The sequence below is a fragment of the Flavobacterium sp. LPB0248 genome (genome assembly GCF_013388355.1).
Lineage (GTDB): Bacteria > Bacteroidota > Bacteroidia > Flavobacteriales > Flavobacteriaceae > Flavobacterium.
Genome location: NZ_CP058246.1, coordinates 20,994 through 35,584 on the forward strand (window position 1 = coordinate 20,994; position 14,591 = coordinate 35,584).

Sequence of the window (14,591 nt, forward strand, 5' to 3'; positions counted from 1 at the left end):
GTCATAAATATAATATCAAACCCAAACTGCTTTCAAAGCTACAATCTCAAAGCATCATTCAACTTTTATTACTGCCGGCGGAGTCCATTTTCCATTTACTACTTCCTGCTTTGGCCAGTAAGTGCGAAGATAAAGGGAAAAATCCCCCTTTTCCACTGCAGGAAGCCAGTTGTTCTGCCTTTTTGCCTCAGTTGGCGCTGACTGGACATAAATCGTGAGCGAACCGTCCGGATTATATGCCATTGTCTTGTTCTTTGTCCCCAATGAATATCTGTTGAGCTTGTTGATTTCAAAAAGTGATGCTCGTTATATAATGTAAGTGACCAAAATCCATTAACAGGAGGCAGCTGCCCTTTGGCAAAAGTAATTTTATATTTGTTCGAGCTGTTCAATCGGCCTCCTTCTGAATCCAGATCCTGATAAAAGTAGCGTGTTTCATTTGGGGCATTGACCAGGATATTGGATTTGGCTACTGCAGTGCGCGTAAAATAATCCGTGCCCCACGAGGCGCCGTTCGTTACCCCTGACCAGTGAAACGGCAATTGTATCCCCCAGCTGCGGAATTCCATTAAAGGTTTTATTACCTGACGCTCTGTCTCAAGCGCTGCATCGATCATCGCCTGTTTTAGTTTTGGGTCTTTCTTTGCGGCTTCCACTACAGCAAGTATCTGCTTGTATTTCGCCTCCTCGCCTGGCAGTGGCTTTGCATCTGCCAGCACAAGAGGCAGCTCGTCAAAGAATGTCTGGGGGTTTACCCATACCGCTTCTTCTTTTCCTCCTTCGCCTCCGGGAAGTTTTTTGATATTGGCCCAATCGATGGTTTTCATTTTGCCGTCATAATCAGACAAGGGATACATAACCACTGATTTGAGTACCTCCTGAATTGCTTTTCGGTCTTCTTTTGTGTCATCAAGAAAAACACGGGGCCCCACGAGTCCAGTATTGGTTGACGAACGGAAAACTTTTATTATTCCCTTAGGCACCTCTCCTTTCCAGTCCGGTCCTGCCAATAAATAAAATCCCGGCTTATTGTCGTACATCTTTCCCAATTTTGCGAAACTTTCGGTGCGCAGATCAACTATCTGGTAGACCCAAAAACGTTTGCCAAAATCAGGCACTTGCACCACAACCGGCGATTGGTCCAAAGCAAGGCATCCAATACCGTAAACCACATCCTGGTTCGGGCAGGCTATGGCACGTTCTGTCGGTATCACATAATCGGTAAGCATTGTAAACTGATTCAGCGGAGCCATAAGCAGAGGTCCTGACAAGGCCAGCTCTTTTACATCCTTGAAAGCCATGCGGCGGTTGTACATGTTTACCAGCGGCCATGCCCAAAAATAGGCCTCTTTAGCGGCCAAAGCGGCATACTCTTGAGTAATTTTTACATTGGTGTCGGGACCCGTTGGCAGCTGGCGTGCTGCCTGGGCTGGCGTTAGGCTGTCAATCCCTTTAGAATTTGATGCTTCCGCATCACTGTTTTTATTTTGGTTGCATGCCGTCAAGGCTGCAATCAAAATCACGCAGATGAGTTTCTTTTCCATAAGTTTAGCAATTGATTATTTAACCTCTTCTATATCTCCAAGTTTCCATACCCTCTCGAAAAAAGGTTTTTCCGGGCCGTAAATCCTGAATAATACTTCAAATTTTCCTTTAGGGTCCGTTGGAATCCAATTTGATTCTTTGCCTGCAGGAGATTTTGGGCCAAAGTAAATATCAACCGAGCCATCTGTATTCTTTTGGATCTCTGTCGCATTCGATGCTCTGCTTGCACGCGGCAGATTTTTGATAAGGCAATGTGTTGTACGGTCGTAGACTGTTGCCGACCAGTATTGCTTGGTTGGTACATTTGCAGGCACGTGGAGCATATAGGTTTTATCGCCGTCAAGCGCGCGGCCTTCCTTGTCTTTTCCTGCAATAAGATATATTTGTGCTGTACCCAGGCGTTTTATGCCTACATAACCGATTGAATAGGTTAATGCACGGGCATCTGTAGGATAAATATCAGATTCCGCATATCCCGAAGATCCCGCCTTGACGAGTTCCGGCATTGCGGGAACAGCCCATTTTGCATCAGGATTTATCGGCGGAAACCCCTTTTCAAGCATTGCTTCCAAATAGTCATGCGCACTTTTTGCCGCTGCATTCAGAATCTCGGTGGTTCGTGCATCAGGGTTATAGGCTTTCCCTTTTTCAATGCCTATGCTTTTTAGTTTATCAATCATCGCCTTATCGCGCACCAGTATAGGCTGGCTTTGCACAATGCGGTCAAGGGAGATGAAAAACCGGCTGTTGTAGGGGATGACGGAATTGTAAAGCACATCTTTCACGTCTGTATATTTTGTTTGGCCGGGATTTTTGGCTTTGGCAAGCGGATATAGTTTTAGCTGTTTGCCGTAATTGACGGCATTCACTATATCGGCATCACTGTGGCTGGGCAGGTTGGAGCGGAACAATCCATACCCCTCATAGGTATCGGCTTTCAGTACAATGTATCCTTTAGGAATATTTTCCTTATAGTCAGGCGGCAATATCAGGTATTTGCCGCCTGCGCCCTTGTCTGCCCCGTAAGGTCCTGCATCTTCAAGGGGCATCTGCCAGATATTGTCAATATTGGCTGCAAAGGAGCCTTTTTTTGCCGCAGGGACATCTATGACTATTGGCCCGGCATCCTTTGTGTTGAAAAAAAACATAAAGTAAATCGCGTCGGGATTTGGCGTTAATGTCTGATTATGCCAGTCTACGGGTTTTGACCAAAATATGATCTCATTTTGTTTCCCTTTGGTGCTGCCCAGCATTGCCTGAAGCATAAGATCATAATTAACGGCAGGTATCCCCCATACTAAAGCTTCGATTGCGCGCTGGTAAACAATCTGTTCCTTAATGTTGGCAGGTTTGAATTCTGCCGAAACAGCACCCTCAATATTGGCTTTCTCACCGGAATTTGCAGATGGTGTTTGGTTGCATGCCGCCAATAGCAGTACAAATGAAAAAACAAAGAGACTTTTTTTCATAATATTAATTTATTAGCAATTATACTCTTCTTCTTTAGTTATCCAACAAGCATAAGCCCCCATCATTGCAATGTTAATGTAATTAATAATATCGCACCTATGCAGTAATTAATAGTACTAGCCCCCTATAAATTCTCTCAATATTTTACTTATAGTATTGCATACTAAATAATTACATAAAAATAATTAAAAATCTTACAAGTTTTAATTTTCCTTTAATTTTTTTCATTTTGCAATATAGAATTAATTAGAACTGCAAAATACAGGAATGGAGTTGCTGGAGTCGATACCTTTTTTGCCATAAAAAGTTAAGGCGGCTTTAAGAATAAGGCGCTACCGATTTGTTTTTTGACGTTTCATTTCCTTTGATCCCCTGCAGGACATCTAAACCAAATTGCAAAAGCCAATGAAAGACAGCTTCTACTTCCAGTACGCCAATCTCTTTAAATCCTCCATAAAATGGTTTGTAATCTGTCCTTTAGGGTCACGTAAGGAGACAACTATCAAATAGTTGTCTCTTTTTTTATGCCCTAATGTGTAGATTTTTCAAGCCTTCACAGCATAATATTTGTGGTTCGATTTTTTCACAAGAAATTCTTAGTCTGTTTGAAATAAACAGTCTTAAAGTGGTGCTATCAGAGAATTAGTCGAAGCTGAACGATGGTTCGAAATCCCGTTAAGGATATAGGATTTTTTTCTCTTTTGGTTTATCGTAATTTTTTGATACTAAATACAGTAATTCCAAAATAATTTTAGCTTCCTTCTCATCTACCTGAATGCCGTTTTTGGAAAGAATAATAACGGCTTTCTCTACTGAAACATTCTTCTCAATGAAATTCATTTTTTCTATTGATTTTTCGGTTACTTTTTTTTGATAATATTTTTAAAAATGCTTGATTTAGTTTTAAAGAAAGTGCTCCTGTTTTAAAATCAATATTAGTAGGTGGAATAAGACTTACAAGATGCCTTTGGTCTGAGACATCAAATTCGGAAAATCTTTGAAAGATTTCGACTAATGCTTTCTCTTCTACTTGATTTTTTTTATCAATATTTTTTAATTTAACGACAATATCACGCAGTTCTTTTTTTAGATTTTTGATGCTGACTTGATTCTCTTTTTTTAATTCATTGTAGTCATCAATTTTTAATATTCCGGCAATAAATAATTTTCTGCCTCGAGAAAGGGTTACTCCCTCCTCTTTTATTTTCCTGTCTAATACTTTTTGAGCGTATAAATAACTTGCTTTCTGTGTCTTTATATTTTGGTCTTCTAAAATGTTCTTAAATAATTCAATTGTATTATTTGAGAGTATTAATTGTTGTAGTTTATTTTGATAACAATCATTAAGAAAGACCGCATCTATCCTTGTTTTACAACCATAATGACAATGATAATATGGATATTTTTTTGATCTTCTTTTTGAAATACTTCCGCTAAGTTTTTGATCACAAACAGGACATGTTAAAAAACCTCTAAGAAAAAATAATGATTGTAAATCATTTCTTTTAGCAGTAGTTCTTCTCTTTGTATTAATAACAGACTGAACCTGATTAAATAAAGACTCTGCTATTAATGGTTCGTGTAATCCTTTTACCATCTGCTCTTCACTAGACTCAAGTTTGATCGGTATAAGCCCGCAATAAACTGGGTTGTGCAAAATCCTGAAAAAATGGGATCTTGAACATATTAAACCTTTATCATTAGCTATTTTCATGATTTCAGTTATTTTATGATCATTCTTTGCAACTTGATAAAAAGCCCATTTTATAATTTCGGCTTCAGGCTCTTTAGGAGCAATACCTTTTTTACCATCCATTGATGTCAAATTGATAAATCCTAGTGGTGCCTTACTAGGATATCTGCCCATCAACTTTGCTCGACGAATGCCGTTCGCAGTATTTTGAGTCCTCCTGGCGTTTTCTGCTTCCGGGACAGCTAAATATACAGCCAGCATAACTGTACTTTCCGGCACAGAGAAATCAATTGGCTGATCAATAGCCTTTGCTATTGTTTTATATCTCCGAAGCTTTCCAATCATTTCGTAGGCATACTCAACATTACGGCTGAATCGATCCCATTTGATAAATAATATATTTTTGTCTTCTCCTGAGGATTTCTTTTTGATTTCCGAAAACAATCGATTCCATTCTGGCCTATTGAAATTCTTGGCTGAGTAATCTTCGCGATAAATTCCTTTGACTTCGATATCGTAATATTTACAATACTTCAATAGTCTGTCCTCTTGCTCTGGCAAGGAGTAACCCTTTCTTTTTTGTTCGTCCGTACTTACACGAACGTATAAATAGGCTAATTTCATATAATTAATTTACTTGTTAGAATTTACTACTGAATATTTTTAATACATGAACTCACTAATAAAAAATCATTTGGTTCTGTCGCATTTGGGACTAACTTTATCTTTATAATTTTAAACCCATCGAAAAATGAATACTAAAGGTCATTGTTATCCAAAGTCTATTATTCTGCAGGCAGTATATTTTAAGCTTAGGTTTACTTTAAGTTATCGGGATGTTGAAGAGATCATGAAAATGCGAGGAGTTTCTGTTGATCATGCTACTATTCAGCGCTGGGTTTATAAGTTTACACCTTTGCTTGAGTCGGAGATGAAGAAGAGAAAAGGCAGAGTGGGGACAAGCTGGATTGGATGAAACTTACATAAAAGTAAAGGGTATTTGGTGTTATTTATATCGAGCAGTAGATAAATTAGGCCATACAGTAGACTTTCTTTTGACCAGAAGAAGACAGAGAATGAGTGCTCAGGCCTTTCTAATTAGAGCAATTGGTAATAACTGCCGGCCAAGAGTTATAAACATTGATAAAAGTGGTTCTAATACTGCAGCGATCAAAGTATACAACAAGCGTTCGTTCTCAAAGATTAAAATCCGGCAGTGTAAATATATTAACAATATTGTCGAACAGGACCATCGTTTTATAAAGTGGCGCATACAAAACGGATTAGGCTTTAAAAGTTTTGAATCGGCCAAACGAACATTGAGCGGAATTGAAATTGTACATATGCTTAGAAAGAATCAGATGGTTAGACCAGGGGTAACTATGTTTAAATCATTCTGTAAATTGGCAGGCTAACGTTTAAATTACTTAAATTCTTATATTTGATTCTGACATATGCGACAGAACCTATTAAAATTGTAATAAAGAAAATAGTTGAATCTCAAATAAATGATTTTCAATATTTGAAATTTCAAAATGAAGAAGTATAACAATGTATAACAAAAAGCCTGACTTTGAAATCAGGCTTTTACATAAATTATAAACATTATTTTTTACGAAGAAATTATATTATACAAAATTGATCCAGTAATGTCTAAAAAAAACTTAAAACCAGAATTTATATTGCGATGTGTTCACTGCAATAAAAACTATTGATTCATGCTTAAATAAAGATAGCCTGCCGTTGATATTTCTCTTTCCTCTGAATTTTGATATCTGACGATGTAATAATATGTCCCTGTTGGAAGTCCTTTGCTTTGATTGATCACTGCCCTTCCATTAGAGTAGCCCTCAAATGCATTGCTCTCATTATTGTATCCATCGGTATGAAAAACAATTACTCCCCATCGGTTATAAATTTCAACTGTATTTTTTGGATAACATTCTATACCATCAATTTTAAAAGTATCATTTATGTTGTCTCCATTTGGAGAAATTGCATTATGAACTATTACCTTACAACCCACTATGTCAATTACGGTTGGGTCATTGTCCTGATTGGTAGGTGATGAATTATCCGATAAGTCGCTAACATCTTCTCCATTAGGGTTTACAGGTGTAGGCGGTCCGGTAGCTTCTGCCAAAGCCTGATTAACGACCTGTCCTTTTGCCAAATCACCTGAAGTGAGAACGTAGTCTGCTCGATAAAGCCACTTCTCGTTTGTATCCAAATATCCGTTTGAATTGAGATCACCAGTTTTATTGCTCAAATCTACAGGATCAAGTGCAGGAGTTGACATTCCAGGAAGCGGATCAGTCACTTTTACATTGCTTAAACGGGTATTTCCGATATTGCTCACAGTAAAAAGATAACTAATGACATCGCCAACTTTTGCATTATTAAAATTTCCGCTGAATGAAGAAATTTCTTTAACAATTGCAATTTTTGGGATATTTGGCAACGGAACTACTGTACATGCCGGACAATTTGGATCATAATACTCTTCACCAGGCTTAACAGGATTAGTTGGATCTTCAGATGTATCTGTAACAACTGTACCTCCCGGATTATCTGGTGTCGGAGGTGTATTTCCTTGTGCAATTGCGCTATTGTAAACCACTCCCTTCTCAAAATCTGATTCCTTGATTGTATAAATTAACTGAGCCCTGCCCGTTTGTCCAGGATCCAAAGTGCTAGGTGTTACTGATAAATTAGTTATACCTAAAAACTGATCATCAATTTTTACATTTTCCAATCTAATATTTCCTGTATTCTGCGCTGCAAAAGTGTATGTAATTGTTTCATTTACATCAGGGAGACCATTTCCGTTACTATCATTTGAAGCAGAGAAAGAAGCATCTTTATATAATAAAACTGAAGGCTGTGGTATAATTGGAGTCAAAATCACACTATCTTGATCATTTTCTGCTGGATCATTGTTGTTTGGAGTTGAATTTGGATCAAAATTATCCGAAGCAGTTATTTGAGCAACATTTTTGTATTCATCCGCAGTTCCAGTCGGAGTATTGACTCTGACTCTGTAAACCAATGAAACAGGATTACTAACTGAAATATTAAAGGTTGGCCATGTAATAGTATTACCAGATAACACTCCACCGTTATTTGCATTAATAAAAGTATAACCAGACGGCAATACATCATTTGCACGTACACCTGTTGCGTCATTTGGCCCAAGATTACTTACAGTTATTGTAAAATCAACCTGATCACCAACGAAAGGGGACATATTACTAACAGATTTCGTCAAAGCAATATCCGAACACAAAATAACTGCTAGATCAACTTTTAATGCATTTCCAATACTATTCTCACAAGTAGCATTATTTTGAACTGTAACATAATAAGATGTATTGACGGTTATAGGAGGTGTTACAAAGGTAGAACCTGTGTAAAGCAAAACGGATAAATTAACATCTTGGTACCATTTGAAAATAGGATTACTAATAGCACTAGTAGCTGTAATTAAAGCACTACCTCCTGTACATAACGAAGCATTTGCTGTGCTTACCGAAATATCAGAAGCCAAAGCCAAAGGATTAACCGTCACCACTACCGCCTTTCTGGTATTGATGGCGTTTTCACAAACGGCATCACCGCTTACGCTCACATAATACGTAGTGGTAGTTGTCGGCCTCGGACTGTAGGTAGCTCCAGTGCTTAATACCGTTGTGCTGGTCTGGTCGGCGTACCATCTGAAGACCGGAGTGGTAACCGTAGTGGATGAAGCTGTCAGCGTGGCGGATGCTCCCGCACAGATCACAGCGTCGGAGGCTATAATATCAGAATCAATTCCCAAAGGATTAACCGTCACCATTACCGCCTTTCTGGTATTGATGGCATTCTCGCACACAGCATCACCGCTCACGCTTACATAATACGTAGTGGTTGTTGCCGGACTAACGTTATAGGTAGCTCCAGTGCTGAGCACCGTTGTGCTGGTCTGGTCGGCGTACCATCTGAAGACCGGAGTGGTAACCGTAGTGGATGAAGCTGTCAGCGTGGCGGATGCTCCCGCACAGATCACAGCGTCGGAGGCTATAATATCAGAATCAATTCCCAAAGGATTAACCGTCACCACTACCGCCTTTCTGGTATTGATGGCATTCTCACACACAGCATCACCGCTTACGCTCACATAATACGTAGTGGTATTTGCCGGCGTCGGACTGTAGGTAGCTCCAGTGCTTAATACCGTTGTGCTGGTCTGGTCGGCGTACCATCTGAAGACCGGAGTGGTAACTGTAGTGGATGAAGCTGTCAGCGTAGCGGATGCTCCCGAACAGATCACAGCGTCGGAGGCTGTAATATCAGAAGCCAAAGCCAAAGGATTTACTGTCACCGCTACCGCCTTTCTTGTATTGATGGCATTCTCACACACGGCATCACCGCTTACGCTCACATAATACGTAGTGGTATTTGCCGGCGTCGCACTGTAGGTAGCTCCAGTGCTGAGCACCGTTGTGCTGGTCTGGTCGGCGTACCATCTGAAGACCGGAATGGTAACAGTTGATGAGGAGGCAGTCAGCGTGGCGGATGCTCCCGCACAGATCACAGCGTCGGAGGCTGTAATATCAGAAGCCAAAGCCAAAGGATTTACTGTCACCGCTACCGCCTTTCTTGTATTGATGGCATTCTCGCACACAGCATCACCGCTCACGCTCACATAATACGTAGTGGTTGTTGCCGGACTAACGTTATAGGTAGCTCCAGTGCTGAGCACCGTTGTGCTGGTCTGGTCGGCGTACCATCTGAAGACCGGAGTGGTAACCGTAGTGGATGAAGCTGTCAGCGTGGCGGATGCTCCCGCACAGATCACAGCGTCGGAGGCTGTAATATCAGAATCAATTCCCAAAGGATTAACCGTCACCACTACCGCCTTTCTGGTATTGATGGCATTTTCGCACACAGCATCACCGCTCACGCTCACATAATACGTAGTGGTATTTGCCGGCGTCGGACTGTAGGTAGCTCCAGTGCTTAATACCGTTGTGCTGGTCTGGTCGGCGTACCATCTGAAGACCGGAGTGGTAACTGTAGTGGATGAAGCCGTCAGCGTGGCGGATGCTCCCGCACAGATCACAGCGTCGGAGGCTGTAATATCAGAAGCCAAAGCCAAAGGATTAACCGTCAACACTACCGCCTTTCTTGTATTGATGGCATTCTCACACACGGCATCACCGCTTACGCTCACATAATACGTAGTGGTATTTGCCGGCGTCGCACTGTAGGTAGCTCCAGTGCTTAATACCGTTGCGCTGGTCTGGTCGGCGTACCATCTGAAGACCGGAGTGGTAACCGTAGTGGATGAAGCTGTCAGCGTGGCGGAGGCTCCCGCACAGATCACAGCGTCGGAGGCTGTAATATCAGAATCAAGTCCCAAAGGATTAACCGTCACCACTACCGCCTTTCTGGTATTGATGGCATTCTCACACACGGCATCACCGCTTACGCTCACATAATACGTAGTGGTATTTGCCGGCGTTGCACTGTAGGTAGCTCCAGTGCTGAGCACCGTTGTGCTGGTCTGGTCGGCGTACCATCTGAAGACCGGAGTGGTAACCGTAGTGGATGAAGCTGTCAGCGTGGCGGATGCTCCCGCACAGATCACAGCGTCGGAGGCTGTAATATCAGAATCAAGTCCCAAAGGATTAACCGTCACCACTACCGCCTTTCTTGTATTGATGGCGTTTTCGCACACAGCATCACCGCTCACGCTCACATAATACGTAGTGGTATTTGCCGGCGTCGGACTGTAGGTAGCTCCAGTGCTTAATACCGTTGTGCTGGTCTGGTCGGCGTACCATCTGAAGACCGGAGTGGTAACTATAGTGGATGAAGCTGTCAGCGTAGCGGATGCTCCCGAACAGATCACAGCGTCGGAGGCTGTAATATCAGAATCAAGTCCCAAAGGATTAACCGTCACCACTACCGCCTTTCTGGTATTGATGGCATTCTCACACACGGCATCACCGCTTACGCTCACATAATACGTAGTGGTATTTGCCGGCGAAGGACCATAGATTTCTCCTATTGAAAGTGGCGTAACAGATGTCTGATCCGCATACCAAATGAACTCAGGATTAATAAGAGATGATGATGCGCTTAAAACTGCAATCTCACCCGAACAAATAGTCTGATCAGCTACAATTATATCTGCGTCCGTCGCTAATGGATTGATTGTGACTGTCACCGCTTTTCTGGAATTTTGAGCATTTTCACATACTCCATCCCCACTCACACTCACATAATAAGTCGTAGTTGAACCTGGCGAAGGACTGAAAGTTGCTCCATTATGAAGTATAGTTGTTGTCGTCTGGTCAACATACCATCTGAATACTGGAGTAGTCACTGTAGTCGATGAAGCTGTCAAAACAACTGCATCATTTGGACAAGCTGTGATATCTGTAGCTACTATATCTGTAACTGTTGCTAAGCCGTTAACTGTAACTGTTACAGCTTTTCTTGTATTAATAGCATTCTCGCAAACTTCCGTACCAGCAACACTTACATAATACGTAGTAGTAGACACGGGTGAAGGATTATATGTGGCTCCAGTACTCAATACTGTTGAAGTAGTTTGATCAGCATACCATCTGAAGACCGGTGAAGCGATACGTGAAGAAGCGGTCAAAGAAGCAATAGAGCCTCCACAAATTTCTTGATTATCGGCGGCTATATCAGATGATGTAGCCAATGAATTTACTGTCATTACAACTGCTTTTCTTGTATTTACTGCATTTTCACAAACTCCGTCCCCGCTTACACTCACGTAATACGTTGTAGTTACGGCTGGAGAAACAGTATAAGTATCTCCAGTGTAGAGAACTATAGCACTTGTTTGATTAGCATACCATCTAAAAACGGGCGTGGTCACGGTAGTTGATGAAACTGCAAGTGCTGCAGAAGAACCATCACATATTGTTGCGTCTGCACTTGCTATATCAGAGTCAAGCCCTAAAGAATTTATTGTTACTGTAATTGGTTTTCTAAAATTCGGCTCATTCTCACAGACATCATTACCTTTTACACTTACATAATACGTTGTAGTTGATGCTGGAGAAACAGTATACGTTGTACCAGTATTAATTGCTGTCGTACTGGTTTGATCAGCATACCATGTAAAGGTAGGAATACCAATAGTCAATGTACTTACCGTTAGCGTAGCACTATCGCCGGGACAGACTGCACTGTCTGCACCCGTAATATCAGATGCGATCGCAGAGGCATTGACATCTACAGTAATTATTCTTGTTGTTGCAGCTGATGGACAGCCACTCAATCCAGTTATCGTGTAGGTAATTGTTGCACTTCCCACTCCAATACCACTAATTACCCCATTTGCATCTACAGTGGCAATACCAGGATTATCTGTACTCCAAAGTCCGCCCGGGTCGCCATCAGTAGTAAAAAGGGTTGTATCTCCAGGACATAAATTCTGTTTTCCTGATAAAGTCCCCGGATTTACTTGAATAATATTTACTGAATAAACAGAAGGTATAACCGGACAACTTCCCGTTTGTATTATTGTGTATTTTATATTCGTTGTACCACGTGCAACACCGGTCACCACTCCATTTATATCAACTGTTGCAATCGTTATATCCTCGCTTTCCCAAACACCTCCTGGAGTACCGCTCGAAGTTAATGCAGAAGTACCACTAATACAAATATCCTGATTTCCTGAGATAGTACCCGATTCTGCCGCATCTTCAACAGTAACGGTTCTTGTTGCAGATACATTTGTGCATCCTCCCGTTCCTGTTATTGTATAACTTATAGTTGTAGTGCCAGCTAATAATCCCGTAATTATTCCACTGCTGTCTACAGAAGCAATTGTAGGGTCAAGACTGGACCATGTCCCCCCGCATCACCATCTGAACTAAAAGTGGTCGTTGTTCCTTGGCAGATATTTTGCGTTCCTGATAAATTTCCGGCATTTGGTGGTGCAGTTATGGTCAAAGTTACAGGAGTCCTTACTGCTGTGACACACGTACCATTATTTCCTTGTGCATAATAAGTAATAGTACCAACAGCACTAAGAGTTGGAGAAGCTACTATATTTCCTCCCGAAGCTGCATCATACCAAACAACAGACTGACCAGCGGGAACACTGGCGGTTGCTGTCAGTGTAGTTGGGAAACACCCCTGAGATGATACGGTAGTATCTACTGGAACGCTTGCGGCGGTTAATGTAATTAACGCATTATTGGATATATTCCCATCTGCATCCCTTCCATTGTAAGCAATTGGTGTTGGACTTATTACACTGCTTGATTCTGGTTCAAAAGTTACTTGTCCAGATGTATTGATTTTCCATATTCCATCTCCTGGCATAGTCATTTGTATTATATCGCCAAAACCATCTACAACAATATTTGTTGCAGTGCCTGGATTCACTAATCCTGTTGTAAGGGGAACAATAACTTCTCCTGTAGTGTCATTGGAAAGTACATTAATCAGACCAGAAGGTGAACCAACATTAAAACAGGCAAAATCAGGCGTTGCAGCCGGAAGCCCAATGGCATAATCTTCTACTTCCCCATCCATAAAAGCACCACCGGAATCAGCAGTCGTTATAGCTTCTGTAGTTACTCGCACCCTAAGATATGTTTTTGCATGTCCGGATGTATTGGTCAATGTAACATTATTCCATGTAAGGTTTACACTTCCTGACAGTGTTCCCGCTGGAGTTGTTGCGGTAGTACCTTCTCCAGGCTGAAAAACACCATCATTGTTCCAGTCAATCCATGCCACATAATTTGCTGCAAGTCCCGTATTATTGTGAAAATTGGCAGCAACTGTATAACTGTTGATTAATTGTCCATTATTGGTCAATGGCGGAATTGTCGGAACACCATCATCATCAATAGAACTATTAGCCAGCGCAGAAGGCTGGCCATCCGCTTCAGCAAGATTAGAATCTCCTAACGAAAGAGTACCCACAACACCGTGCGAAGGACCGCCTGATGCCAACAAGGTTTTATAACTGTCTGGCGCATCACCAAAATCAGAACTAATTGTTATTACGATTGGACTTAAACCGGACGCTTGAACGTTGGCCTGACCCGTAACACTCCAAATACCAGTCATTAGAAAAAAATCTGTCACTTTGGTTGTAGATGAAGGTGGCGTAAATAACACTTGATGATTTAAATCATCTGGCGTTCCCGAGCCTCCATTTGTTGTTTGACGTCTTATGGTCATTGCGTTTGGCAAAGCGGCCGAAGCAGTCGCACCAATAGAATTCGTAATTAAAGTTCTCCAGCTATGTCCTGCTGCAGAAGTATTTATATTTTGATTTGTAAGTTGTGTCGTCGGACCGCTGATGGAATAAGGGACATATGTATTACCATTATATCCAAAAAAAGCCACCCACTCTGCATTTCCGTTCGGTGTGCCATGAACCCCATCAATATCTAAAGCAAGAAAATTAATACTCGAAATTGGCCTGCTAAAATAAATCCTGAAACCAATACTGGAACTGCAGTTGTTTCCCGCTCCATTATCAGCATTTAAAGTATTTGCCATTTGAATTTTAGTAAAATTTGTCGGAGTTTTATCTCCCACATAAGCCGGAAGCGTAACTCCAGTGAAAAGCCCTCCAATATCTGGACCGGGCGTACCGGAACCAGCTGCGCCTGTAGAATGTGTTGCCCCGCCTGTAGTAATGAGTTCTGCTTTTACAATTGTTCCGTCGGGCATTCTTTTACCGGTTGGCATTGAACTTAAAATATCAGCTATAGAAAAACTATAATTAGTTTGTGCAGACAAATTTGCCGCCAACAACGAACTAACAAATACTAAAATGATTGTAATTTTATTTTTCATCATCTGTAATTTTTGATTATAAAACTTTTTCCCT

The 14,591-nt window shown here is 41.3% G+C and carries 6 protein-coding genes and 1 pseudogene; 1 reads left to right on the plus strand and 6 read right to left on the minus strand.

What is annotated here, in order from left to right:
* Positions 1-54 precede the first annotated feature (54 nt).
* From LPB248_RS00115 to LPB248_RS00130, 4 genes and pseudogenes are all read right to left on the minus strand, one after another.
* Positions 55-1,544: pseudogene (locus LPB248_RS00115) on the minus strand (DUF1254 domain-containing protein).
* A gap of 15 nt (positions 1,545-1,559) precedes the next feature.
* On the minus strand, positions 1,560-3,014 hold the full coding sequence (locus tag LPB248_RS00120; RefSeq protein WP_177209602.1) for a DUF1254 domain-containing protein: 1,455 nt from the start codon (positions 3,012-3,014) through the stop codon (positions 1,560-1,562).
* A gap of 676 nt (positions 3,015-3,690) precedes the next feature.
* The gene (locus LPB248_RS00125) at positions 3,691-3,855 is read right to left on the minus strand and encodes a hypothetical protein (protein ID WP_025572058.1); all 165 of its coding nucleotides are present in this window, start codon (positions 3,853-3,855) and stop codon (positions 3,691-3,693) included.
* A complete protein-coding gene (locus LPB248_RS00130; protein ID WP_177209603.1) occupies positions 3,842-5,332 on the minus strand; it encodes a recombinase family protein in 1,491 nt (496 codons plus the stop codon). The genes LPB248_RS00125 and LPB248_RS00130 overlap by 14 nt, the downstream gene beginning before the upstream one ends.
* A gap of 127 nt (positions 5,333-5,459) precedes the next feature.
* Here LPB248_RS00130 and LPB248_RS00135 point away from each other — a divergent pair.
* Positions 5,460-6,123 (plus strand): IS6 family transposase gene (locus LPB248_RS00135; RefSeq protein ID WP_410504075.1). Its coding sequence is split into 2 segments (ribosomal slippage): positions 5,460-5,677 and positions 5,676-6,123, totalling 666 coding nucleotides; the frame shifts between segments, so codons are not numbered across the junction.
* Positions 6,124-6,416: 293 nt separating this feature from the next.
* On the opposite strand, the gene LPB248_RS00140 is transcribed toward LPB248_RS00135, so the two are convergent.
* A complete protein-coding gene (locus LPB248_RS00140; RefSeq protein ID WP_410504092.1) occupies positions 6,417-12,563 on the minus strand; it encodes a gliding motility-associated C-terminal domain-containing protein in 6,147 nt (2,048 codons plus the stop codon).
* Positions 12,551-14,560 (minus strand): GEVED domain-containing protein, encoded by a 2,010-nt coding sequence (locus tag LPB248_RS00145; protein WP_177209605.1) that lies wholly within the window; start codon positions 14,558-14,560, stop codon positions 12,551-12,553. The genes LPB248_RS00140 and LPB248_RS00145 overlap by 13 nt, the downstream gene beginning before the upstream one ends.
* Positions 14,561-14,591 lie beyond the last annotated feature (31 nt).